The following is a 24,169-nucleotide window of genomic DNA, read 5'->3' as shown; positions in this document are numbered from 1 at the left end:
CCGGCGAACTCTACGGTTGGTGGTGCGCAACTTCGTTCAGCGTCTACATAGATCTCGTACTTCCTACCACTGACGTGGCTGGCGTGGGAGATGGATGTACTTCACGGCTACCCGTAACACCCTGCGGTGTTGCGGGTTGTACCGTGTCCCACACCGACGCTTGTGGCGCAGGAACAATCTTTGTCTGGTTCACCCCCACCCGGGGTGTCGCGGCGGGACCACTGCGACGGACCCGGCGATGCCGCGGCCTACTCGGAGTGGGACACATCTTGTCGCGGCATCGGCGCACCGGCGCATGCTCGACCACCCGGATCTGCGGATTCCCCCCGCGTTTCCGAACGACTTGTCCGCGTCCCAGCAATGCCCGCTTGGCCAGGTTCACGCCCGCCACATGGTCACGATTTCCGCCGACTTTGCACTGCCCACACCACGCCGAGTGATAGCCGCCGGGGCGAGTCAGTGGTTCGTCGCAGCCCGGGCACAACGCGGAAGATCCGCGGGCCGGTACCGACACCACCGTCACACCGACACCGGCGGCGGTGTGCGTGAGAGCGTCGACGGCTTTGCGGCGGGCCGATTGCGCGGCCCGATTGTTGTTGGCGCGCCCGTGCCCGCGGGTTTCGAGGGTGGTGAGGTCTTCGACCGCGATCACCGTCGCGCCCGCCGCGGTGGCGTAGTCGGTGACCTGGCGGCCGAAGTGAAACGCCAGTTCCCGGTTGATCTTTCCCCGTTTGGCGCCGACAGCGGTGCGGTGCCCGTCTAGGACGGCGATCTTCGCCTCCAGCTGGGCGCGGACCTCGGGGGGTGCGGTCGCGGCGAGCCGGCGCAGGCGGGCAGCTTTGCGGTGCAGCCGCTGACCTTCGGATTGCAGGCGGGCCAGTTTCGTCCCGAGGCCTCGGTCGTCGTAGGTCCAGCCCCGATAGTCCGACATCAGCCCTTGCGGGCCGTCGGCGGTGATGGCGGCGGCACCGAGTGTGGACGGGGACCAGTCCACCCCTACCGCGACCGTGCCGGCCGTTAGATCGGCGGCGGGGACCGCTTCGGTGGCGGCGCACCGCAATAGCAGACCGCGGTGGTCGAGGTGAAGGGTCGGGAGATGCCACTCGGCGATCGGCCGCCCGTGCAAGTGCGGTGGGATGGCGGCAATCACCCGGACGCGTCGCCACTGCGCGCGTCCTCCCGGGGCGGGAGCGGTGGGTAGTGTGACGGTCAACGTCAGGACGGCGTCGGTGACGGTGAGGTGGGCGAGTTGTCGATCCGCTGCGGAAAGCCGAGCCATCGCCGAGGTTCGGGGTGGTGCTTGCACGTCGGTGATCCGCAGACGCGTGGACTGCGCTGCACCCGAGTCCGGGTCGTCGATCCGGCGGGTGCGGGCGATCAGTTGCCGACGGACTCCCCGCGCGAAACCCGGCGGCACATACTCCGCGGCACAACTCGGTGCGCTCAGACGGCCGGTTTCCGGATCGAATCGGGCCGACAGTGCCGCGATGGCGTTATCCCGGTAGGTCAGGGTCCGCAGCGTCGCCATCGCTTGTGCGGTGACCACCCGGGTGACTCGTGAGGGCGCGTAGACACCGTCCGGGTAGTGCGGGGTCCAGCCGAGGCGGGCGGCCGCGACATGCCCGTGCTTCGGTAGTGCCCGGCCGTGGCTGTCACGACCGGTCGCGAGGACATCGAAGGTGACCGGTTGCCACAGCCGCGAGATCAGCTCGGCTTCGGCACCGGAGATCAGGTCGAGCATCCACCCGGCGCGAATGTCGAGGTCGTCGAGTCCGATCGGCTCACCGGTCGCGTCGTCGACCGCCAGGTGGGGGCGGGTGGTGAACGAGAACTGCCGCAGCGCAGTGTATCCGGTACCGGCCATCAGCTAGTCCCTCTCCCACCGTGCCATTTAGTCATCCAACAGCTCCTCTACCAGCGACGTGTCCTCATGTTCCCGCAGGACCTCGACCTTAACGCCGACCACCGACAGATAACGCTCGATCCACGCCACCGGAGAACCGCGCCAACCGATCCCGCCACATCACTGCTGATCGGCGAGTGAGGATTCCCGACCGGCCGAGCCGGACACCCGGCAGTACAACGCTTCCGCACTCTCTGCTGGAACACTCTCCGATAGGTGGACCCAGATAGACATCGAGATCCTCCCGATCGACGACTGCTGACCGGAACCTGTACGCCGAGAGGGTAACCGGCCCTCCGACGCGGCCTTCCGGACCCCCACCACCGACTATTCAGGTATGCCGCCGGCTTGCCGATGTGCATGATTCGATAGCAATAGGAAGGAACAGGAGGTATCAGACATTACGTCAACAGTTGAGAGCCGCAACCGAGCGACTTCACCGACGACGGCGTGGACGTCGTACTCCTGTCCGAGGCGTTCACATCGCCGTACCCGCGCGAGCGCCTGTACGAGAATCGCTGGGTGGTGATCGCCCATCCGGACAGCGATCCCGGGGTATCCGCACTGGATCTGCTCACGTCGCTGCCCCATGTCACCTACGACTCCCGGCACCGGGTGGCGCCGTACGCCGCGATGGACGCGCACGGCGTGCACTACCGGATCGGGCAATTGATCTCCGACCACCTGCTCATCCCGCACATGGTCGCGTCGGCAGGCGGGGTGGCGGTGCACACATTCCGGGTTGCTGTCGCGATGCGGGAACGGGTGGACCTCCGTATCGAGGAGTTCCCGCTGCCGGTCTCGCCGTTGCGGATCGACATGGTGTGGAATCCGCGTCTGGCGGATGCGGCGTTCATCGCCTGGTTGCGGGAGATCCTCGTCGACGCGACGGCTTTCGAGTTCTAGTCGTCCGACGCAAGTAGGTGGCACCAGGAGTCGGTGAGTTCGTCGAGGCACGCCTCGCGGGGAGTCTGCCAGCCGACCGCGAAGTAGCGGCGCGAGAGGTACTCCAGCTGACCAAACGCGAGCACGCAGCGAATCCGGCGCCGACCGGGAGGGAACCGCTTGGCCTGGTCCAGTCCCGCCGTCATGTCGCCGACGGCGGACTCGAACCACTGCTCGGTCTTGGCTGCGACGTCCGGCTCCTGGGCTGCCTGGTAGGACGCGGTGAGATAGGGCTTGATCTCGTCCCACTGTGAGAACTTGCGGTCCAGCCACTCCTGGATCTGGTCACGCGAGCCCGAGGCCACCACCGCGGTGAGCGTGGGGTCGTCGGCAGCGGTGAGTAGTGCGTCGACCTTCGTCAGCAGCGCGCTCATCACGTCGGCCTTGGACGAGAAGTGCAGGTAGAAGGTCGTCCGGGTCGATCCCGCGGCGCTGGCTATGTCATCGATCGTGGTTGCGACATAGCCCTTCGTACCGAACAGCTCGAGCCCTTTGGCGAGGAAAAGGTCGTAGGTCATTTGCTTCTGTGCGGCGCGGAGCGACATGACCTCAGATTGTAGCCGCAGTCCACCCACGAATCAGGTAGCCCATTCACCCAACTGGTAAGCAATTCACTTGACGCTTTGTAATGTGAGTGGCTACTGTGGTGAGTACCACGTCATGCGCACATGACGTTGACGAAAGGAAGTGCCGATGAAGGGCTCCCAGACCGCCGAGAGAAACACCGTCCACACCGTTCTCGGCCCAGTTCCCGCCGACGAACTGGGGGTCGTCTCGGTTCACGAAGCGCTGCTGTCCGTGGTCCCGGGCGCGGAGCACGCATTCGACATCACCCCGGACCGCGCCGAGACCTTCGAGGTGCTGGTGGGGAAGCTCACCGAATTCCGGGACCACGGCGGGCGGACGATCGTCGACAGCACCGGCATGTTCCACGGCCGCGATGTCAAGCTCTACGAAGCGCTTTCACGCACGACCGGAGTGCACATCGTCGCGTCGACGGGCATGGGACCCGAGGAAATGCTCGGCGGATACTTCCTGACGCCGCAGACCAATCCGCCGACGCCGTGGCCGGCAGACAAATTCGCCGACCTCTTCACCAGGGAGATCGCCGAGGGCATGGTGGTTCCCCGGGTGGAACGCCGGGGTGCCGCAGGCCTGGTGGCTACCGCCGCGAATCCCGACGGCATGACCGCCACCGAGGAAAACCTCGTCCGTGCCGCGGCCCGAACCGCCCGCGACACCGGCGTACCGGTCTCTCTCCGCTTCGGTAAGGACGCGGTGCACGACCTCGGGATCGTTGTGGGCGAGGGCCTGCAGGCCGACCGCGTCGTCGTCGGCGGACTCGACCGCAGGGATGCGGTCGACGCCGGCGCGCCGCTCGAGATCGCCCGCCGCGGAGCCTACGTCGCCCTCGACCACGTGGGTGCGGACGGCGGCATACACGTCACCGACGCCGAGCGCGCCACCCTGATCCGCGAACTGGTCGACGCCGGTCATGGCGACCGAATCCTCCTGTCGAGCAACGCCACCGGTGTGTCGCTGGGAGAGCCGGGTCTCGATCTGCCGTTCAGCTACATCCTGTCGACTTTCGTGCCGCGCCTCACCGCGCAGGGACTCGGCGTCACCGACATCCGGCGCATGCTCGCAGACAACCCCCGCGACCTGCTGTCGGTGCGCTGAGCACCCGACCCCACATCATCGAAGAATCGTCCTTCCCGAAGGGGAACTGCCTGTGTCAAGAGTGAACACCGTCCTGGGATCGATCCCGACCGAAGAGTTGGGCATCGTCGCCGTCCACGAGCACATCGGATACGGCATGCCCGGCTCCGAGCTGGATACGAGGTGGTGGAAGACCCCCGAGGAGCGGTACCAGGAGACCGTACCGAAACTGCGCAAGTTCCACGAGTACGGGGGCGGGACTTTCGTCGACGTCACCGGAATCTGCAACGGCCGTGACATCGACTACTACAAGTCGCTGTCCGCCAAGACGGGCGTCCACATCGTCGCCTGCACCGGCTTCGTCGGCGGCGACACCGCCCTGCCCTTCTTCGAACGCGCGAGTGTCGACTACCTGACCAAGCAGTTCGTCCACGAGATCACCGTCGGCATCGGCAACACCGGCAGCCGCGCCGGAGTCATCAAGGTCGGCGTCAGCCGCGGCGGCAAGATGACCGACCTCGACAAGCGCATCTACCGGGCCGCGGCTCGCGCCGCACTCGAGACCGGCGTACCGATCCTGACCCACCTGGCCATCGACGCCGAGAACGCCATCGCGATCTTCACCGAAGAAGGACTCCCGCTGCACCGCGTGCTGTTCGGGCATGCCGACGACGGAGTCAACGCTTCGAAGACACGCGACCGGTGGATCGCCGAACAGGGCGGCCGCGTCGGCTTCGACACCTTCGGCTACGAAACCGAACTCGAGGACCCGCCGTTCTGGGCCCGCCCGCGCAAGGAACGCCTCGACCACTTCCTCGGGTTCCTCGCCGCCGGTCACCTCGATCAGGCGCTCGCCGGCGTCGACGCCAACTGCAGCCCACTCGGTTGGCCCGGAGTCAAGGGTCACACCTGCAACTACCTGTTCGAGGACCTCATCCCGGATCTGCGCGAAGCAGGTCTGGACGAGGCGACCATCACCACGCTCTTCGTCGAGAACCCGGCCGACTTCCTGACCATCCAGACCTGACCCACCTCGAACCTTCGGCGCACCGGTGCGCCCACCCAGAGAGACACCACCATGCAGAGCACGCATCTGAAGAATCTGACCGTCGCCGTCATCGGCGCCGGGTACGCCGGCGCCGCATCCGCCAAGGCCCTCAGCCTGCTCGGCGCCGACGTCACCGTGTACGAGCAGGCCACCGAAATCCGTGAGGTCGGCGCCGGCATCGGCCTGCGCCCCTCCACCATGGACCGCTTCCGCCAGTGGGGCATCTTCGACGCGATTGCGAAGGTCAGCTCACCGAGCGACTACTTCGAGATCCTCACCGCCACGGGCGAACCGATCATGAAGGAATCGTGGCCGGGTATGGACGAGTACACCGTCAAAACCCACACTCACCTGATCCACCGCGGTGACTTCATCGAGGCCCTCGTGGGTGTCCTGCCCGGCGGCATGGTCGAGCTCGGCCACAAACTCGCCACCGTCGAGGACCGCGGCGAGCGTTCCCTGCTCACCTTCACGAACGGCACGACCGTCGAAGCGGATCTGGTCGTCGGTGCCGACGGCATCAAATCCGTGGTGCGCCGACAACTCTTCAGCGACAACGAACCGGTGTTCTCCGGCGAGCGGGCCTACCGCGCCGTCATCGATGTCGCCGACGCCCACGGCATGGTCGTCGACGACAACCTACGCATGTACATCGGCAAGGGCACCAAGGTGTATCTGCTGCCCCTGCGCCACCGCAGCCAGGTCTCCTTCGACATCACCGCCCTGTGCCCCGACAGCAACTGGGCGCCACAGGTATCCAAGGACGACATGCTCGCCACCGTCGACGGCTTCGACCCGAGGATCGTCGACATCACTCGCGACCTCGACATGAGCATCGTCAACACCCGCGGCGTGTACGACATCGACCCGGTCGACACGTGGCATTCCGATTCGGCGGTCCTCGTCGGCGACGCCGCCCACTCGATGCTGCACCACCAGGGTCAGGGCGCGAACTCGGCGATCCTCGACGCCGGCGCACTCGCCGACGCCCTGCGGGACGCCGACACCGTCGCCGGGGCATTGGCGCTCTACCAGGCCACCCGCAAACCGGTCACCGACGAACTGCAGCGGATCTCCCGTCAGGGCTGGACCGAGGACGAGGTCGACGACGTCTTCCCGGGGCAGAAGCCCACCGCTCGGGCGCAGGCGTGACACGATGACCCTTCACCCCGCCATCGCCGACGTCCTCAGCACACTGCCGGCTCCGCCGGACTCGCTCGACCCGGCCGTCCTGCGCGCGATCGAAGAGTCGCAGGTCGCTCCGATCGACGAGCGCCTGCCCCTGCACACCGTCGAGGACACGTCTGCACACACGCGCGTGGGTGAGGTGCCGATCCGCATCTACACCCCGGTCGAGGCCGACGCGTTCGGATTGCTCGTCTACTTCCACGGCGGCGCGTTCTTCCTCGGAAGCCTCGACACCCACGACCACGTCGCCCGGAACCTGGCCGTCGAAACCGGACTGAAGGTCATCTCCGTCGGCTACCGGCGCGCACCCGAGGCGAAATTCCCGGCCGGACTGGACGATTGCGATGCGGTGGTCCGCTGGGTCGTGGAGCTGGGCGAGAGCCTCGGCTGGGACGGCGATACCCTTGCGATCGCGGGCGACAGCTCCGGCGGTACCTTCGTCGCGGCCGTCGCCGCAACGGCCCACGACGAGGGGTTCGACCGCATCACGCATCAGGTGCTGTTCTATCCGTCCTTGGACCTGGACTTCGACGTCGACCGCTACGACTCCCTCCGGGAGAATGCCGAAGGCTACGGTGTGGAGACGGCCGGGTTGACACCCTTCAACGCGTTCTATTTCGACAGCGGCGCCGACCCCGCCGACCCGCGCGTCTCGCCCATCAAACGCGGCGACCTCACCGGCCTGCCGCCGGCCCTGATCGTCACCGCCGAGTTCGACCCGATGCGCGACGAGGGCGAGCTCTACGGCGCGCGTCTGAACGAGGCCGGGGTGAAGGCCACGGTCAGTCGCTACGCCGGCGCCAATCACGGCTTCGTCCAAAACTTCTCGTGGATCTCCGAGTTCCACCGGGCCTTCGAGGAGACGGCCGAGTTCCTGACGCGGCCGGGGGAGTGACGTGGCGAAGGACGGGACCATCCACCCGCTCGTCTCACCCTGGGGCCGGTTCGGGCTGTACAGCTTCTACATCGATGCTCCGGAGCCGGCGATCGTCGACACCGGCATCGCGACGTCGCCCACCGAGGGCATGGCGCCCGCCCTCGAGGCCCTCGGACGCCGTATCGAGGACGTCCGATGGATCCTGTTGACCCACGGCCACATCGACCATATCGGCGGGGCGCACGCGCTGTGGGAACTCACCGGAAGGCGCGCCCAGGTCGTCATCCACGAGGCCGACGCGCACCTGCTGCGCTCACGGCAGGCGCACGTCGACGAGTACCTGTCGGTGCGTGGGCAGTACCTGCACGACCCCGACGGTGAGGCGAAGCAGATCGCGGCGACGCAAGCGGTGATCTCCGGTGAGATGGAACCGACGATGCTGGTCCGCGGCGGCGAGACCCTGTCGCTCGGAGGAGGTGTCACCGTCTCGGTGCATTCCATCCCCGGCCACACACCGGGATCGGTGGCCTACGTCGTGGACGGTCGGAACTCCGTGTTCGTCGGTGACGCCGTCCAGGTCCACGGAGCGGCCAATGGATTCCCCGGCTACGAGAATTCGGATGCCTACCGGTCGAGCCTGGAGTACCTGCGGGACGAGATCCGCCCGAACCACCTGTACCTCGGGCATCCCTACCGGCGGGCGGACGGGGTCGCCTACGGCGTCGAACTCGACCGGGACCAGGCCGCCGAAGCGCTCCACGAAAGCCTCGACATCGAAGGCGACGTCCGCGGCGCAGCCCATCGGTGCCTGTGCGGGGGCCTACGCGAGATCGACTCGCCGTATTCGCCGTTCACCCCGGTGGCCGAGGACCTCGGCTACGACGGCGATCCCACCCTCGAACCGTCCCCGTTCTTCACGACGCTGCACGGCTACCGCACGCAGTACACCCAGAAAGTCTGACACAGAAAGGAGTCGCGCCCCATGGCCGAGTTCCAGACGTTCGACGCGGGTGGACAGACCATCCACATCCGCAAGGATCTCCGCGTCCCGATGCGAGACGGCATCGAGTTGGCAGCGGACGCCTACCACGGCGTAGACGACACACCACGACCGGCGCTGGTGGCGCTGAGCCCGTACGGCAAAGAGCTGCAGGCACTCGCCCTCACCACACCGCCGCAGCGTCGCCCCTCCCCGATGTGGGACGGCTGCATCGAAGCCGGCGACATCGCCCGCGTCGTCGAAGAGGACTACGTCCACGTCATCGGCGATCTGCGCGGCTCCGGCGCCTCCGAGGGCGAGCACATCGGCAACTACAACGCCGGCGGCGTCTCCCTGGGCCAGGACGCGTACGACTTCATCGAGTGGGTCGCCGAACAGCCGTGGTGCGACGGCAACGTCGGCATGATCGGCATCTCCTACTTCGGGTCGATGCAGGTGCTCGCCGCCGCGGAGCGGCCGCCGCACCTGAAAGCGATCTTCGTCAGCGGCGGTCATTTCGACTTCTACGAGACCACTTATCACGGCGGCATCATGTGGTTCATGCCACGTGCCGCCCGCGAGGGCCGCGGAGGCGACTCCGGCTGGGCCTTCACCGACAGCGTCACGTCCCGCATGGTCGAGACGTGCTCCCCGGACGAGCTGAGGAAGCGCGTCGCGGCGCGCCTGGAGGATCCGGATGTGGCCGCCTGGCCGAACCTGGTGCACGTGCTGAACTACCCGAATCACCACGAGGCCTGGTTCGACATCGTGATGAACGACCTGGACGGCGAGTGGTACGAGGAACGAAACCCCATCACGCTGGCCCCGAGCATCGACATCCCCGTCTATCTACAGATCGATCAGGGTCGCGGCTGGACGGTGGACGGCACGATCGCGCTGTTCGACGCGCTGCAGGGACCGAAGAAACTCGATATCGGCCCGTACCCACCCATGCAGTCGCGGCCGTTCATCGAGGAACACGACAAGATGTTCCGCTGGTACGACTACTGGATCAAGGGCATCGACAACGGTGTGATGGACGAGCCGGCGGTCACCGTCCACGTCGAGGGCGCACGCGAATGGGTCACCGGTGACCAGTGGCCGCCGAAGGATGTGGAGTACCGGTCGCTGTACCTGCGACCGCGCGGCAAGCTGTCCACCGACCCCGAACCGATGGCCGCCCGGTACGCCGCCCCGGACGGCTTTTATCAGGCGCCGCTGACCGTCACCGACAAGGTCGAGATCCTGAAATGGGAGACAGCGCCGTTCGAGAAGCCCACGGAACTGATCGGCACCGGAGCCGCGCACCTCTTCGCGGAGATCGACCAACCTGACTCCAATTTCATTCTGCGCCTGTGGGATTACGCACCGAGCGGTCAACGCCAGCTGATCACCTCCGGGTACCTCAAGGCCTCGCACCGCGAACTCGACGAGCGCACTACCGAGGGCAACCCGCACCACCCACACACCCGCGCGCTGCCGGTCGAGCCGGGGACGATCGAGGAGTATGTGCTGCGCCTCTACCCCTTCGCCGCGACATTCCGGCCGGGGCATCGTCTGGTGGTGGAACTGTCGAACGCCGAAACGCTGGCGGACGAGCACAACGCGCTGCTACCACCGGATGCGTTCCACCTGCCGGTCGGCCGCCCCGTGACCCACAAGATCTACCGGGACGCCGACCACCCGTCTCGCCTCGTGTTGCCGTTCACGACGCGCACGTCGGAGGAGACGGTGTAGCAACAGCGGTGTCGGCCGAGCACTGGCGCCGGCCGAGTCATTCGGTCACGATCGACTGGTGGACCGCACCGCCAGACTCGCCCTCGCCGTCGACCGGCAGGGTGGGCGATGCCTGTGGTGTGGTCGGCGTTTCGGGCCGTTGATTCGTGAGTCTTTCGGCGCAAACCCGGTCCTTCAGGGCCGGGATAGCCGATCTGGTTTGTCGGACCGTGTGGCTAGTGTCTGGGTTATGGCGGGGAGGGTGGTGAAGCGGGCGTTCAAGTACCGTTTCTATCCGTCTGCGGTGCAGGCGGAACAGCTTGCTCGGACGTTCGGGTGCACCCGGTATGTCTACAACCGGGCGTTGGCCGAGCGGTCGCGGGCGTGGTCGCAGGAGCAGCGACGGGTGACCTACAGCGATACGTCGAAGATGCTCACCGGGTGGAAGCGGGATGCTGAGACGGAGTGGTTGGCGGAGCCGTCGAAGGGGCCGTTGCAGGAGTCGCTGCGGCAGTTGCAGGGTGCGTTCGAGAGGTTCTGGCGCAAGCAGGCCGGCTACCCGCAGTTCAAGAGGAAGGGGCGGTCGAAGGAGTCGGCGACCTACTTCTCGAACTGCTTCACCTACCGGGGTGGGGAGGTCCGGTTGGCCAAGCAGTCCGAACCGTTGGATATTCGGTGGTCGAGGCCACTACCGGAGGGGGCGGTGCCGTCGCAGGTGACGGTGTCGCGTAATGCTCGTGGTCAGTACCACATCTCGATCCTCGTCGAGGACACGATCAGCGAACTCGAGCCGGTCGATCGGGTGGTCGGGCTCGATGCCGGGATCACCAGCCTGTACACGCTCTCGACGGGGGAGAAGATCACCAACCCGCGCCATGAGCGTAGGGATCGTGAGCGGCTGGCGACGGCATGTGCTGGCCAGGAAGGAGAAGGGATCGCGTAATCGGGCGAAGGCCCGACTGAAGGTCGTGAAGATTCATGGTCGGATCGCTGATCGGCGTCGCGATTATCTGCACACACTTTCCACTCGTTTGGTGCGCGAAAATCAAGTGGTCGCCATCGAGGATCTGAGTGTGCGGAATATGGTGAAGAATCGGTCGTTGTCTCGGGTGATCTCGGATGCGGGGTGGTCCGAGTTCCGGTCGATGCTCGAGTACAAGGCCGACTGGTATGGGCGGCGGGTGGTGGTGATCGATCGGTTCTGTCCGTCGTCGAAGACCTGCTCGGTGTGCGGGGTGATCGCCGGGGCGATGCCGCTGAATGTGCGGGAGTGGGCGTGCCGATGCGGCGTCGTCCATGATCGGGATGTGAATGCGGCGAGGAATATTTTGGCCGTCGGACTGGCGGTGGCAGCCTGCGGAGACGGTGTGAGACCACCCCGCACCTAACGTGCGGGACGGCAGCTGTCGGTGAAACAGGAACCGCGGGACGTGAGTCTCGCGGGGAATCTCGGTCGTTCAGGCCGAGAGGACGTCAATCCGCCGACCACCGAACATTTGGTGCCGCGACTCAAAGGCGGGCCCAGCATCGTGGCCAATGAGGCCGCCGCGTGCCGGCGGTGCAACGCGGACCGCGGCCACATCGGTCCGGTCGACTGGCTCGCGCAGTGCCGGCGTCGCCATGGATGGGCTCCACAGGCGACCCTGCTCGCGACGCTCCTGAACGCGCTGGACATCGAACTCGAGAACGTGGGTGGTCATCGCCGTGCCAGGCGGTACCTGTCCAGCCAACTACGACGCTGCCGGAGCAGTGACTGATGCGAGCCACGGCGCCGGACTGTCGTGATCGGAGTAGACACGCAGCGGGGAGTGAATTGGTCCGCCCCTGCGTGACTCGACCAGGTGTGGTCGGTCGATCCGTTATCGTCGACGGATGATCGATGACGCGACTCCGTCCGGTCCAACCCGCGCTCCGACGAGCACTCGGCGGGCGGTGCTCAACACGATGAAGGGTTCGGCAGGAAACCTCGTCGAGTGGTACGACGTGTACATCTACACGGTCTTCGCAACGTATTTCGAGGCACAGTTCTTCGACGAGAACGACTCCAACTCCACGGTGTACATCTATGCGATCTTCGCGGTCACCTTCGTCATGCGACCGGTGGGGTCTTGGTTCTTCGGCCGGTTCGCTGACCGTCGTGGCCGCAAGGCGGCTCTGATGCTCAGCATCACCATCATGTCGTCGTGCTCCTTCTTGGTGGCAGTCATGCCGACACGCGACACCATCGGGTATTGGGCGGCGGTCATCCTGGTCGTCGCCCGGCTCGTGCAGGGATTTGCCACGGGTGGCGAGTACGGCACCTCGGCGACGTACATGTCCGAAGCGGCAACCGCGAATCGGCGTGGCTTCTTGTCGTCCTTCCAGTACGTGACCCTCGTGGGCGGTCACGTCCTCGCGCAGTTCACGCTCCTGATCGCGCTCAGCGTTCTCGATGTCGAGGCGTTGCACGATTGGGGATGGCGGATCGGCTTCTTCATCGGCGGCGTCGCCGCCCTGGTGGTGCTGTGGATTCGGCGTTCGATGGACGAGTCGCTCAGCGAGTCGCATCTGAAGGCCATCCGTGCGGGTGAGGACCGGACAGCGGGTTCCTTGACGGCATTGTTCACCGAACACTGGCGTCCGCTGCTGCTGGTGTTCCTCATTACCGCGGGCGGCACGGTCGCGTTCTACACCTACAGTGTCAACGCGCCGGCGATTGTGAAGTCCACCTTCGGGGACGACCGGGCGCTGACGGCAACGTGGATCAACCTGCTGGGGCTGATCTTGCTGTTGCTGCTGCAGCCGGTCGGCGGCATCGTCAGCGACCACGTCGGGCGCAAGCCGCTGCTGATCTTCTTCGGTGTGGGTGGGGTCCTCTACACCTACGTCCTGCTCACCTACCTTCCGAAGACCACCTCGCCGCTGGTGGCGTTCACGCTGGTCGCGGTCGGCTACATCATCCTCACCGGGTACACCTCGATCAACGCGATCGTGAAGGCGGAGCTGTTCCCCGCCGACATCCGTGCCCTGGGTGTGGGACTGGGCTATGCGCTCGCGAACTCCGTCTTCGGCGGTACGGCGCCGCTCCTGTACCAGGCATCGAAGTCGGCCGGCCAGGTCGGCTGGTTCATTGTCTACGTGACGGTCGTGATCGGGGTCAGCTTGCTGGTCTACATCTTCGGGCTGAAGAACAAGGCGGTCACCGTGCTCGATCGCGAACAGGGGAGCGCGTGGGCCGTGCCCGCGCCTTCGGGTCCACGCTGATCCCCGCGGTTCGGGTGTGCGGGGGATGGGTGCCTGCTGTCTCGATCCGGCGACGAGCCAGGATTCGCGCGGCACGATCGGTGTCGATGTCCTCGCTCTCGGCGATCGAGTAGACCTCGGCAAGTGTGTCTCCGATGCGTCGGGTGCGTGCTCCGACTGTCTCCTCGCTCCAGCCGAGGACTTCGCGGCCGACCAAGTGAAATGCGCCGCCTGCGTTTGTGACGAAGTCGGGCGCGTATGTGACACCGCGCTGGTGGAGGATGTCGCCCGCCTCGTCGTCGGCAAGGATATTGTTCGCGGCGCCGACCACTGCGGAGGCGGGCAGTTCACCGGCGACCGCGCTGTCGATTACCCCGCCCATCGCGCACGGCGCGAAGATGTCGCAGGGCGTGGACCGGACGTTATCGATCTCGACAACATCGTGACCGGCTTGCCGAGCCCAGGCCAACCGCTCGGAGTCGGTATCCGAGACGAGGAGGCGCGCCCCGGCCTGCGACGCGAGGACGGCCAGTCCGCTGCCGACCGCGCCGAGGCCCTGAACGAGCACGGTGAGACCGTCGAGCGTCCCGAGTCCTCGGTGCAGGGCAGTCGCCTTCATCGCCTCGAAGACGCCCAACGACGTGTTTGATGCACTGGAACCGGCACCGCCACGCGCGGTGGAGCGGCCGAAGACGAACTCGGTGGTGTCGTTGAGAAGGTCCATGTCCGAGGAGTTGGTATTGACGTCGGGCCCTGTCCAGTAGTTGCCCCCGAGTTTGTCGATGTTCTCGGCGTGCAGAACAAGGATGCGTTTCCATGTGCCCTGGTCGATCTCATTGCGCGGAGCCGGGAGCGCAATGACCGACTTGCCACCGCCCATCGGCAGGTTGCTGACGGCCATCTTCAACGTCATTGCACCCGCGAGTCGGCCGGCATCGTCGAGCGCCTCACCGAAGGAGGCGTACTGTGCCGCGCGGGTGCCACCGGCGGCAGGTCCGAGTCGGGTCGAGTCCAAGCGGATGATGAAGGACGTCCCGGTTTCCCTGTCATGCCGCGTCACCGTCAGTTCGCCGTCCCAGCACAATGTCTTGTCGAGTCTCATACGGTCATGCCTTTCGAAGATGTTGCTTCGCCCGAAGCGCACAGTCACGATGCTCGACGTCCGGGCCGAAAGCTTCTTGTGAATCAGTGAGGAATCGCCAGATGCTGTTCTGCGAAATCCGCTGCGGTCCAGGCCATTGCGATGGCTCCGTCGAGAATGGCTCTGTCGGCTGCCGGACCGACGCAGGCGGCGGCGAATTCAGGTTGGTGGTTGACCGCGGGGTCACAGTCCAGGCCGAGCATGGGATGAATGGTGGGCACGGCGTGAGAGACGTTACCCATGTCGGTCGCGGCACCCGACATTCCGTCCGGTAGGTCAGGAAAGCTGCGACCGAGGGCTTCTGCATTCGCGCGGTACAGGGCAAGCAGAGTGGCGTCCGGACGCAAATCCGCGTAGTCGGGTCCGCTGGGCGTGATCGACATTGCACATCCGGTGGCCAGTGCCCCGGCCTCGAAGCAGCGTTTCACGCGCGCAGTGAGTGTGGCGAGTGCCTCCGCGGTATCGGAACGGACGATCCAGCGTCCGGCCGCACTGTCCGGGATCACGTTGACGGCGGTGCCGGCATCGGTGACGATGCCTTGAATTCGGTCGGTTCCCCGAGTTTGTTGTCGCAGTTGGCCTATCGCTACCTGCGCGATGAGAATTGCGTCGGCGGCATTGACCCCCAAATCGGGATAGGCCCCGGCATGGGCGGGCTTGCCTGTGTACGTTACTTCGAACTGGGAAACAGCCGTGCCGGGCATCGCCGCCATCTCGACGGCGGCGGGGTGGACCATCATCGCCGCGTGGAGCCCGTCGAAGGCTCCGCGTTCGAGCAGGAGGATCTTTCCGCCGCCGCCCTCTTCGGCAGGGGTGCCGAGGAGTGTGACGGTCAACCCCAAGTCGTCGACGAAGTCGGCCAGGCCCAGGGCGGCACCGACGCCGGCTGCGGCGATGATGTTGTGGCCGCACGCGTGCCCGATCTCGGGGAGAGCGTCGTACTCGGCGCAGATTCCGACATGCACCGGACCCGATCCGATGGTGGCGCGCACCGCCGTGGGCAGGTCGTAGCAGCCGCGCTGCACCTCGAATCCCCCGCTGCGGAGTTCGTCGGCGACCCACTCGCTGGCTCGGTATTCTTCGAATCCCAGTTCAGGGTTCGCGTGGATGCGGTGAGACAACCTCAGGAGTGTCCGTTCGCACCGTCGGATCCTGTTCTCGACAGCAGCCTTCGCTCCGACGGCAGCCGGGGTCATGAGCGCGTGGACGCAGGTGCGGGGGCAGTGTGAATCGATGCGGGCCGGGTTGCGGCGTCGTACGCGGCTCGGGCGCCCGTTGCACCCATGCCGCTGTCGCCTGCGGGCTCGTAGAGCCTCTCCGGGCCACCGCCCTGCCACTGGTTGATCCACGTCACCCCGGCAGGGATGCCGGCGGCTGCGGCGGCGTGGTCGGGGTTGTGCGTGTAGACGGTGGCCCCGAGCGCAAAGCGTGACGAGCCGGCGCGCTCGAGCGCCTCCCCGAACGAGGAGACGACAACGATCGGGGCGAGCGGGCCGAACGTTTCCTCGGTCATCACCAGCATGGAGTCGTCGACGTCGGTGAGCACTGTTGCTGGGTAGAAGAACCCCTTCCGCTTCGGGATCACGCCGCCGATGCGGACACGAGCGCCACGCTCGACGGCATCGGTGACGTGCCCGTGGACGATGTCGCGTTGGCGTGCATCGACCAACGGCCCCAGCACGGTTTCGGCGTCGTGGCCGTCACCGAGGGTGTAGGTGGATGCAATGTCGACCAGGGCGTCGACGAACGCCTCGGCGATGTCCTGGTGGACGTAGATGCGTTCCATGGACGTGCAGATCTGTCCGGTGTTGACGAACGCACCGAAGGCGATCGCGGCGGCGGTTGCGACAGGATCGACCCCGGAGTCGACGATGACCGGGTCCTTGCCGCCGAGTTCCAGGATCGACCGGCACAATCGCCCACCGGTTCCAGCGCCGATCCGGCGGCCGGCCTCGACGGAACCCGTGAAGTGCACCAGCCGGATCTGCCCATGCTCGACGAGCGGTGCCCCGGCTCGGGCGTCACCGAGGACGAGGTTGACCACGCCTGGAGGCAGCGTCGAGAGCTCGAACAGCCGGGCGGTGGACAGTGGTGAGCGTTCGGACGGCTTGACCACGACGGTGTTGCCTGAGGCGAGGAGCGGCCCGAGCGCCCCCAGCACCATCGGCACGGGGAAGTTCCACGGGGTGATGACGGCGGTGGCGCCGAGCGGGTGACGCAGGATCGTCGTTCCGCCGCCGTCCGCGCAGGGGAGGGTTTCGACGAAGGGATAGGTCAGAGCCTCGTGAACCGCGGTCCGAAACCCCTGGACACCACCTTCGATGAAGGTTCTGCCGAGGGCGACCGGCTTTCCCATTTCCTGACATTCGAGCTCCGCGAGTTCCTCGGCGTGTTCGGCGATCTCCGCGGCCCACCGTGTCAGGTATTCCACCCGTTCGGCGACCGGCAACTCCGCCCACCCGGGCTGCGCCTCGACTGCCGCCTCGACGGCGCGGTCGACGTCGTCGGCCGATCCTCCGGGGTAGTGTGCGATCACCTCTTCGGTGGCGGGGTTCACCACATCATGCAGCGACACGCTGTGGGAGTCCACCCATTTTCCACCGATCAAGTTCTGCAAGGTCTTCATGTGAAAGGTACTGCCTTCCCTGTGATTACGAGTTAGCGGATGCGGTCGGCCATGAGCTCGCCGACCATGATCGCTGTCAGGTTGGTGTTGGCCCGCGGGACGGACGGAAATATCGATGCGTCGACCACCCGCAGCCCGTCGGTTCCGAGGACCCGACAGGACGGATCGACCACGGTGTCCGCGCTTCCGGTTGCACCCATTCGGCACGTACTGGTGGCGTGCTGGACATCGCTCACGGTCGCGAGCAAGTAGTCGTCGAGCTCGCTGTCACTGTCGAGCACCGAGAACAGGGCCCTGTTCTCGGTAACGAGCGGCCCATGCGTGATGGCGGCGACCGCCGGGTCGCGGGCGAGTTCGACCAGGTTGCGAATCCCGTCGCGCAAACGGGACAGGTCCCGCTCGTCGGAGAGCATCCGGGTGTGAACCTGGGGTTGATACGCCGGGTCGGCCGAGGTCAGCGTCAACACACCGCGGGAGTACGCCTGGTTCACCCAGACACCGAACGCACCTGCCAGCGCACGCATGTCAGGGTTGGCCATGGCGACGACATTCTGATTCTGCGACACGAACATCATGTCGCCGGTGGGGGCGCCGGGCTCGCTCGTGTAGCGGACGCAGACGTTGGTGTGCCGGTCGTCCGGGCTTTGGATCCCTGCCTCGTCGATCAGGGGGATCGACACCACCGCCATCGGATGGTCTTGCAGACCTCGACCGACCGGAAGATCGTGGCGCACCTCGATCCCCACCGAGCGCAGATGCCCGGACGGTCCGATTCCGGAGCGCATGAGAATCGCCGGAGAGTGGACCGCGCCGGCGCTGAGTATCACCTCGTCGGCGTGCTCCGTCACAGCGGTGCCGTCGACGATGGTCCGGACGCCGATCGCGCGGACTCCGGCGAAGAGCACGTGGTCGACCAGGGCGTTGCCGCGGATCGTCAGGGTCGAGGATTCGCGTGCGGCCTCGAGGTAGGCGTCGTTGACGGATACTCGGCGCCCGGATCGTGAGTTGATCGGGTAGGGCGAGACTCCTATCGCGTGGGGCGCATTGACGTCCGGGGCCCAAGCATGCCCGGCGGACAGTGCAGCCGTGCTCAGCGCGGTATCGACGGATCCCCAATTCTCCTGGGGCATGCGGCAAATCGGAGTCGGTCCACCTCGGCCGTGATAGGCCTCGTCGCCGTACTCTTCGTCGTCCTCGAGCTTGGCGAAGTACGGCAGGACGTCGTCGGGTCCCCAACCCGCGCAACCCCAGCTGACCCAATCGTCGAAGTCCTCTACCGGGGGTCGAATCGCGATCTGTCCGTTGATCGAGGAGCTGCCGCCGACCCCTCGACCTCGCCAGTAGGGTGCAGGCTCTTGTTTCTCTGTCCGCGCCGCGTCGAGCCCCGACCAGACCAGATTTTCGGTCGCCGTCGGGTCGAGCAGTGCTCTGATCGGGTTGGGTGACCGCCACGCCTCGTGCATGTGCGCGGAGCGATAGTCCGGTCCTGCCTCGAGGAGCAGGACCCGCTTGCCTTTTTCGGCGGATCGGACCGCGAGCGCGGCCCCCGCCGAACCTGCACCCACCACGATGACGTCCCAGCCTGTTTCGGTCACAACAAACCTCCGTAACGAGTTGCGCGAATGAGGTCTCCGGGAGCGCCCGGGTCCTGCCGAGTAGGATTCCGTAGGCGAAGGATTCAGTCAAGAGTGAATGTTCATTTTAAATTGATCGAATGGAGGTGGCGGTGTCCGACAGCGACAAGAGGGCTTCCCTCATCGAGGACTTCGGTGTGCATATCGGCGGTGCGATGGGCTGGCCCCCCATGGCGGGTCGAGCCGCGGGCGTGCTGATCCTCAGCGAGGCGCCGATGACCATGGCGCAATTGCAGGATGCGCTCGATGCGAGCAAGGGATCGGTGTCGGAGACAACTCGGTTGCTCATGACCACCGGCACCGTCGAACGATTCAAGGAGCCCGGAAGTCGCCAGTTCGTCTACCGTTGGCGCGACGATGCCTGGATCGGATGCTTACAGCACCAACTCGAGCAGACCACCGAACTGCTGGCGCTGGCGGAGAGTGCCCGAACCCGGGGAGAGGACCTCCCGCCCGAACAGCGCGCCCGCTTCCACGCGATGCACGAGTACTACAGCTTCATGGTCAGCCGACTCGAGTCGCTCCTTGCGGAGTACACGGCCGCGTTCAACGCTGCGCAACCCTGACCCGACAGGCAGGCGTCGTCGTCGTCGGCTATGGGTACGGCGACCGCGCAGCGAGCCCCTGTGCGGCCGCCGCGGCCCGCACGGCGTCGATCACCAGTTGCAGCGGCTGGCGGTGTGCTTCCGTCCCCCGATGGGCGATGGAGATCGTCCGCATGACCGGTTCGGTGAGCGCGACGACGTCCATGCCCGGCGGGCGCAGCGTCAATCCGAGATCGGAGACGAGGGTGACCCCCAGGCCCGCGGACACCATCGCGAGTGCCGTCGCCTGCTCGCCGACCTCATGGTTGATCTTGGGTTCGAATCCGCAACGCTGACAGGCCGAGCGCACCGCGCGGCCGAAATGCGAAGTGGGTCCCGCGAGGATCCAGGGATGCTCGGCGAGGTCCGCCAACGCCATGGTTCTGGCGGACACCGTTCCCGGTGGCAGCGCTGCGTGCAGTCGCTCCACCGCGATCACCACTCTGGTCAACTCCGGGTCCCACGGCATCGGGTAGTCGGAATAGTTGATCACGAACGAGAAGTCCAGCGAGCCGTCCCGTACTGCGACTGCGGTGTCCTCCGGCGCGAGTTCTTTCGTCCGCACCTCGATGCCGGGATGTTCGGCGGCCAGCAACGACAGCGCACTCGGCAGCAGGCCCGACGCGACGGACGCCCACACGCCAACGGTCAATCGGGCGGTGACGCCCTCCTGCGTTTGCTCGAGGGCGGAGGTCGCGCGGTCCACCGATCGCATGATCTCCTCAGCGTGCTCGGCGAGGAGCAGGCCGATCTCCGTGAGTTGTACCCGCCGACCACGCCGCTCGAATAGCTTTGCGCCGACGTCGCGTTCGAGCTGGGTGAGCTGTTGGGATACCGCGGACGTGGTGTAGTGCAAGGCCTGCGCGGCGGCTGTCACGGTGCCTCGGCGGTGCAACTCCCGAAGCATCCGCAACCGGCGCAGAGACAGCTCCATGCCCCCAGCCTATGCATCCGGTCCGAACCGTCCAATCGGACCACGCGTCGCGCTGTGTAGAAAGCGTGAACGCAATCATTCAAGATTCTTAACTGGACGCCCGGTCACCGGGGAGCGCACTCTGACGTCATCGGCCGAATGGCCGAAACGGCGATGATCTTCCGAGAACGATTGGGGTAACTCGAGGTGACGACGACGACGGAATCCGGGTTCGGGCGCACCCCCGAGCACCGTGAGTACGACCACCGTGAGAACACTGCGCCGCAGCGTCGGGTCGATGTGGCGACCGTGCGCAGTGGTGAGCCCCTGCTGCGTATGACCTGGTCCGATCCGGTCACCGGAGCTCAGGGCTATCTCGTCGTGCACACGTTGGTGTCCGACCTGGCCACCGGGGGCACCCGCATGCGGGCAGGCTGCACGATGTCGGAGGTGGAGGACCTGGCCGGCGGCATGGCTGCCAAGACCGCGGTTTTCGACCTGCCCGTCGGCGGCGCGAAGGGCGGCATCGACTTCGACCCGAAGGACCCCCGCGCCGTCGGTGTTCTGGAGCGGTTCTGTCAGGCGATGCGCCCGTGGCTGGACGCGCACTGGGTGACCGCAGAGGATCTGGGGGTGCCGCAGCATCTGATCGACGACGTCTTCGCGCGGCTGGGTCTTCAGCAGTCCTACCATGCGGCGATCAGCCGTGCGGAAGATCCGCAGAGGACTCTGCGCCGGGTGCGGGCCGCGTTGAACGCCCCGGTGGCCGGCGGTTTTCTGCTGGGCGATGTGATCGGCGGTTACGGAGTCGCGCAGGCCTGCATCGGTACCGTGAATGCAAGTGGATGGGCTCCGGCCGACACCACGGTGGCAATCCAGGGCATCGGCACCATGGGGGGCGGCGCGGCCTGGTACCTGCACGAGGCCGGTATGCGCGTGGTTGCTGTCGCCGACGCCGTCGGCACGCTGTACTGCCCCGACGGCCTGGACGTTCCCGCGCTGCTCGACCTGCGGAACGGCTACGGCGAGATCGACCGCTCCCGCGTCCCCTCGCATGTTCAGCGGTTGCCGCGCGCGGCTGTGATCGCCACTGCGGCAGACATCCTCGTCCCGGCCGCGATCTCCTATGCGATCACGACGGACAACGTCGACCACGTCGCCGCGAAAGTCGTGATCGAAGCTGCGAATGCCGCGACAACCCCGCAGGCCGAGACGGTGCTCACCGGCCGGGGCATTCCGGTGGTCCCGGACTTCGTTGCCAATGCCGGAGCAGTCGCCTGGGCCTGGTGGGTACTGCTCGGTCAGGTCGGCACCGACCCGGAGGACTCATTCCTGCGGTTGCGTACCGAGATGCTGGCCAAGGTCGCGTTGCTGCTCGGCCAATGGATGCTGGACGGCGTGACGCCGCGGCACACTGCGTGGGACCTCGTCGCGGCCAACCGCCGCGCGCCGGCACCGGGCGATCCTCTGGCAGTGCCGCTCACCATCCCGTAAACGGTCCGGCCAACGACTCCGTTCTCAGGACAGCAGACCGACCAGGAGGCTGCGCAAGGCATCCTCGAAGAGGTCCCGATCGGTGGGCGCAGGAGTTGCGTCAGCGGAGATCGCCCTGGCCACGTGCGGATACGTATGGCTGTCGATCGGGGGAAGTGCGGGCTGTGAAGCGAGCTCGCTGCGAGCGAACAACGTCGTGACTCCCGTCGCCATCGCGATCGCTTCAAATTTTGCCCGACTGGAGGCCGTGACTGGTTCGAGTACCTGCAGGCAGTGGTCCAGCCAGGCCAGGGCTTCGGGACCGAAGGCGGGCGATTGCTGGGTGACGTCGACGAGCCAGGAGTGACGCCGATACAGGTGCAACTGTCGACGTGACATCTCGAGCATGGCGTCCAACCACTGATCATGGCCGGCTGGGTACGGGCGGAGCTCGCGCATGACGTGATCGGTCATCAGCGCGAGAAGTTCGTCCCGCGATGCCACGTACCGGTACAGCGACGCTGCACCGGTACCCAGCGATGCGGCAACGGCCCGCATGGACAGACCGGCCAAGCCTTCGTGATCCGTGAGTGTTATTGCGGCGGCAGCGATGTCGTCGCGGCTGTGCGCGGGGACCGGACCTCGTCGGCGCGGCGGTGTCTCCCTGGCGGAGGCATTGTGTTCGTGGGGTCGGTGTGGGTCGTCGCTCACCTCACAATCCTAAACTGCGAACACTGTTTGCTATTGTTGTGCACGCATTCAGGGAGGCAGCGATGCAAGAGCGGGTTGAACGAGCGGGCGACGTCGTCCTGCACACAGTTGGTGACGGCCCTGCTCTGGTGGTCGTTCATGGCGGCGGGGTGACGATCGATTCCTATCGCCGACTGGCGCGCAAACTGTCGGATAGCTTCACCGTGCATCTCTATAACCGACGCGGACGCGCAGATGCGCCGCCCCGTTCGGAGCCCTACGACGTTCAGCAGGACGTCGACGACCTGCGGACGGTGCTCGAACACACCGGCGCAACTGACGTTATCGGCCACAGCAGTGGTGGGTTCATCGCCCTGACGGCGGCCCTGCAACTGCCCATCGTGCGTCTCGCGCTCTACGACGCAGCAGTGTCCGTGAACGGTCTCTTCCCCGCGCAGTGGCTGGACAGCGCCAGGGCAGCGGCCCGGGACGGCGACGTTGCACGCGCGATGGCGATCACCGGGGCCGGCATCAACACCCAGTCGCGGGCGAGCGCCCTGCCACTGGGGGTGCAGATCGCTATGAGCCGACTGTTGTTGCGCACTCCCGTCGGGCGCACCATGGGTGCCTTGTTGCCCATGACGTTGGACGAGTCGCAGGCAATCGCACGCGCCGACGGTCCGCCGAGTCGCTGGGCGGGGGTGACTGCGGAGGTTCTGTTGCTGAGGGGTGCGGACGGACCGCCCTATTACGAACAACTCAACGATGCACTTGCTGCTGCACTGCCCCACGCCCGTGCAGCAGCGGTCCGCGGGGGCCATGACGGCATCAACCGCGCCCCGGCCCAGCTGATCCGGACGTTCGCGGCCTTCTTCGGATCTACGGCGTCAAGGTAACGATCAGTCCGCTGATCTGGGGTTCTTGCGCTGGTTGGCAGTGAAGCGCGCCTTCTTCTGGCGATTCCCGCACGTATTCATGTCACACCATTTGCGGGTGCGACTTTGGCTGGTGTCGAAGAAGGCGGCCTGGCAGGTCGGCGATGCGCACAGGGCCAATTTTCCGTCTCGTTCGCCTGCGATGATGCTGATCGCGTCGGCGGCGATCACGCCCAGGGCATCTTCCACGCACGACGCCGAGCTGAGCCGCCATCGACGATTGCCCTCGGGCGTCAGGATCGCTGCGGCCCGGCCCTGAGCGCTGCGGTCATTGATGACGTGGACAGCGGATGCGGGGAGAGGTTCGTGTATCGCGGCCGCAGTCGCGGCGGCGTGAATCGCCTCCCGCAGTTCCCGAGCGAGGTCGAGCTGGGCGGCGGTGCAGGAGTCCACGGCGAGGCCGCTCACTGCCAGCCAGTCGACGAGTCGCTGCGGCGTGGGAATGCGCTCCACGGCGTCGCCGCGACGCTCCGTCAGAGTCGCCGTGAAGCTGGTCGCCAGCACGCTACCGAGGCGGAAGTCGGGGAACTCGGCACGCATGGAACCACCTTAGCTGGTTGCGCGACGGCATGAAGGCGTGCTAGAACCGGCTTAGACGGTTCGCAAAAGTTCCTAGCCGGTTCCACGGTGACCAGG

The 24,169-nt window shown here is 66.2% G+C and carries 21 protein-coding genes and 1 pseudogene; 13 read left to right on the top strand and 9 right to left on the bottom strand.

Annotated elements, in window-relative coordinates; translation table 11 throughout:
* Window positions 1-43: 43 nt before the first annotated feature.
* Window positions 44-1,864: a zinc ribbon domain-containing protein gene (locus BLV94_RS18350; RefSeq protein WP_072946828.1), complete on the bottom strand. Its 1,821-nt coding sequence runs from the start codon at window positions 1,862-1,864 to the stop codon at window positions 44-46.
* A gap of 489 nt (window positions 1,865-2,353) precedes the next feature.
* On the opposite strand from BLV94_RS18350, the gene BLV94_RS18340 reads away from it, so the two are divergent.
* On the top strand, window positions 2,354-2,809 hold the full coding sequence (locus tag BLV94_RS18340) for a LysR substrate-binding domain-containing protein (protein ID WP_244163629.1): 456 nt from the start codon (window positions 2,354-2,356) through the stop codon (window positions 2,807-2,809).
* On the opposite strand, the gene BLV94_RS18335 is transcribed toward BLV94_RS18340, so the two are convergent.
* On the bottom strand, window positions 2,806-3,393 hold the full coding sequence (locus BLV94_RS18335; protein ID WP_072946827.1) for a TetR/AcrR family transcriptional regulator: 588 nt from the start codon (window positions 3,391-3,393) through the stop codon (window positions 2,806-2,808). The two genes, BLV94_RS18340 and BLV94_RS18335, sit on opposite strands and share 4 nt — an antisense overlap.
* A gap of 148 nt (window positions 3,394-3,541) precedes the next feature.
* Between BLV94_RS18335 and BLV94_RS18330 the strand changes: the two genes are divergently transcribed.
* From BLV94_RS18330 to BLV94_RS18290, 9 genes and pseudogenes are all read left to right on the top strand, one after another.
* Window positions 3,542-4,528 (top strand): phosphotriesterase family protein, encoded by a 987-nt coding sequence (locus tag BLV94_RS18330; RefSeq protein ID WP_072946826.1) that lies wholly within the window; start codon window positions 3,542-3,544, stop codon window positions 4,526-4,528.
* 52 nt (window positions 4,529-4,580) lie between these two features.
* A complete protein-coding gene (locus tag BLV94_RS18325; RefSeq protein WP_072946825.1) occupies window positions 4,581-5,534 on the top strand; it encodes a phosphotriesterase family protein in 954 nt (317 codons plus the stop codon).
* Window positions 5,535-5,585: 51 nt separating this feature from the next.
* Complete coding sequence (locus tag BLV94_RS18320; RefSeq protein ID WP_072946824.1) at window positions 5,586-6,707, top strand: FAD-dependent oxidoreductase; 1,122 nt, start codon at window positions 5,586-5,588, stop codon at window positions 6,705-6,707.
* A gap of 4 nt (window positions 6,708-6,711) precedes the next feature.
* Window positions 6,712-7,638, top strand: coding sequence for an alpha/beta hydrolase (locus tag BLV94_RS18315; RefSeq protein WP_072946823.1), 927 nt, complete (start codon window positions 6,712-6,714; stop codon window positions 7,636-7,638).
* Window position 7,639: 1 nt separating this feature from the next.
* Complete coding sequence (locus tag BLV94_RS18310; protein WP_072946821.1) at window positions 7,640-8,581, top strand: MBL fold metallo-hydrolase; 942 nt, start codon at window positions 7,640-7,642, stop codon at window positions 8,579-8,581.
* A 21-nt stretch (window positions 8,582-8,602) separates the two neighbouring features.
* On the top strand, window positions 8,603-10,336 hold the full coding sequence (locus BLV94_RS18305; protein ID WP_072946819.1) for a CocE/NonD family hydrolase: 1,734 nt from the start codon (window positions 8,603-8,605) through the stop codon (window positions 10,334-10,336).
* A gap of 229 nt (window positions 10,337-10,565) precedes the next feature.
* Window positions 10,566-11,703: pseudogene (locus BLV94_RS51805) on the top strand (RNA-guided endonuclease InsQ/TnpB family protein).
* A gap of 42 nt (window positions 11,704-11,745) precedes the next feature.
* A complete protein-coding gene (locus BLV94_RS51800) occupies window positions 11,746-12,072 on the top strand; it encodes an HNH endonuclease (RefSeq protein WP_072946916.1) in 327 nt (108 codons plus the stop codon).
* Between the two features lie 115 nt (window positions 12,073-12,187).
* A complete protein-coding gene (locus BLV94_RS18290; protein WP_072946818.1) occupies window positions 12,188-13,558 on the top strand; it encodes an MFS transporter in 1,371 nt (456 codons plus the stop codon).
* Here the strand turns inward: BLV94_RS18290 and BLV94_RS18285 are convergent.
* The 4 genes from BLV94_RS18285 to BLV94_RS18270 all read right to left on the bottom strand — a co-directional run bounded on the left by BLV94_RS18285 (window position 13,494) and on the right by BLV94_RS18270 (window position 18,899).
* On the bottom strand, window positions 13,494-14,639 hold the full coding sequence (locus tag BLV94_RS18285) for a Glu/Leu/Phe/Val dehydrogenase dimerization domain-containing protein (RefSeq protein WP_244163628.1): 1,146 nt from the start codon (window positions 14,637-14,639) through the stop codon (window positions 13,494-13,496). The genes BLV94_RS18290 and BLV94_RS18285 overlap by 65 nt on opposite strands.
* Window positions 14,640-14,722: 83 nt before the next feature.
* Window positions 14,723-15,874 (bottom strand): M20 family metallopeptidase, encoded by a 1,152-nt coding sequence (locus tag BLV94_RS18280; protein ID WP_072946817.1) that lies wholly within the window; start codon window positions 15,872-15,874, stop codon window positions 14,723-14,725.
* Window positions 15,871-17,304 (bottom strand): aldehyde dehydrogenase family protein, encoded by a 1,434-nt coding sequence (locus tag BLV94_RS18275; RefSeq protein WP_072946816.1) that lies wholly within the window; start codon window positions 17,302-17,304, stop codon window positions 15,871-15,873. Before BLV94_RS18275 ends, BLV94_RS18280 begins: the two co-directional genes overlap by 4 nt.
* A 32-nt stretch (window positions 17,305-17,336) precedes the next feature.
* Window positions 17,337-18,899 (bottom strand): GMC family oxidoreductase, encoded by a 1,563-nt coding sequence (locus BLV94_RS18270; RefSeq protein ID WP_072946815.1) that lies wholly within the window; start codon window positions 18,897-18,899, stop codon window positions 17,337-17,339.
* Window positions 18,900-19,030: 131 nt separating this feature from the next.
* Here BLV94_RS18270 and BLV94_RS18265 point away from each other — a divergent pair, with 131 nt between their 5' ends.
* Complete coding sequence (locus tag BLV94_RS18265) at window positions 19,031-19,504, top strand: GbsR/MarR family transcriptional regulator (protein ID WP_244163627.1); 474 nt, start codon at window positions 19,031-19,033, stop codon at window positions 19,502-19,504.
* 28 nt (window positions 19,505-19,532) lie between these two features.
* On the opposite strand, the gene BLV94_RS18260 is transcribed toward BLV94_RS18265, so the two are convergent.
* On the bottom strand, window positions 19,533-20,456 hold the full coding sequence (locus BLV94_RS18260) for a LysR family transcriptional regulator (RefSeq protein ID WP_072946813.1): 924 nt from the start codon (window positions 20,454-20,456) through the stop codon (window positions 19,533-19,535).
* Window positions 20,457-20,642: 186 nt separating this feature from the next.
* Between BLV94_RS18260 and BLV94_RS18255 the strand changes: the two genes are divergently transcribed.
* Window positions 20,643-21,929, top strand: a complete 1,287-nt coding sequence (locus BLV94_RS18255) for a glutamate dehydrogenase (RefSeq protein ID WP_072946812.1) — start codon at window positions 20,643-20,645, stop codon at window positions 21,927-21,929.
* A gap of 24 nt (window positions 21,930-21,953) precedes the next feature.
* Here the strand turns inward: BLV94_RS18255 and BLV94_RS18250 are convergent, their stop codons facing one another.
* Entirely contained in the window at window positions 21,954-22,619 is a 666-nt protein-coding gene (locus tag BLV94_RS18250; RefSeq protein ID WP_072946811.1) for a TetR/AcrR family transcriptional regulator, read from the bottom strand.
* A 62-nt stretch (window positions 22,620-22,681) separates the two neighbouring features.
* Between BLV94_RS18250 and BLV94_RS18245 the strand changes: the two genes are divergently transcribed.
* On the top strand, window positions 22,682-23,494 hold the full coding sequence (locus tag BLV94_RS18245) for an alpha/beta fold hydrolase (protein ID WP_072946810.1): 813 nt from the start codon (window positions 22,682-22,684) through the stop codon (window positions 23,492-23,494).
* Window positions 23,495-23,497: 3 nt separating this feature from the next.
* Here BLV94_RS18245 and BLV94_RS18240 read toward each other — a convergent pair whose 3' ends face one another.
* The gene (locus BLV94_RS18240; protein WP_072946809.1) at window positions 23,498-24,073 is read right to left on the bottom strand and encodes a CGNR zinc finger domain-containing protein; all 576 of its coding nucleotides are present in this window, start codon (window positions 24,071-24,073) and stop codon (window positions 23,498-23,500) included.
* Window positions 24,074-24,169: the final 96 nt, after the last annotated feature.

It is taken from the genome of Rhodococcus koreensis (assembly GCF_900105905.1).
GTDB classification, from domain to species: Bacteria; Actinomycetota; Actinomycetes; order Mycobacteriales; family Mycobacteriaceae; genus Rhodococcus_F; species Rhodococcus_F koreensis.
Note: the sequence above shows the minus strand (reverse complement) of the source record. Positions and strands in the feature narration are given on the sequence as shown.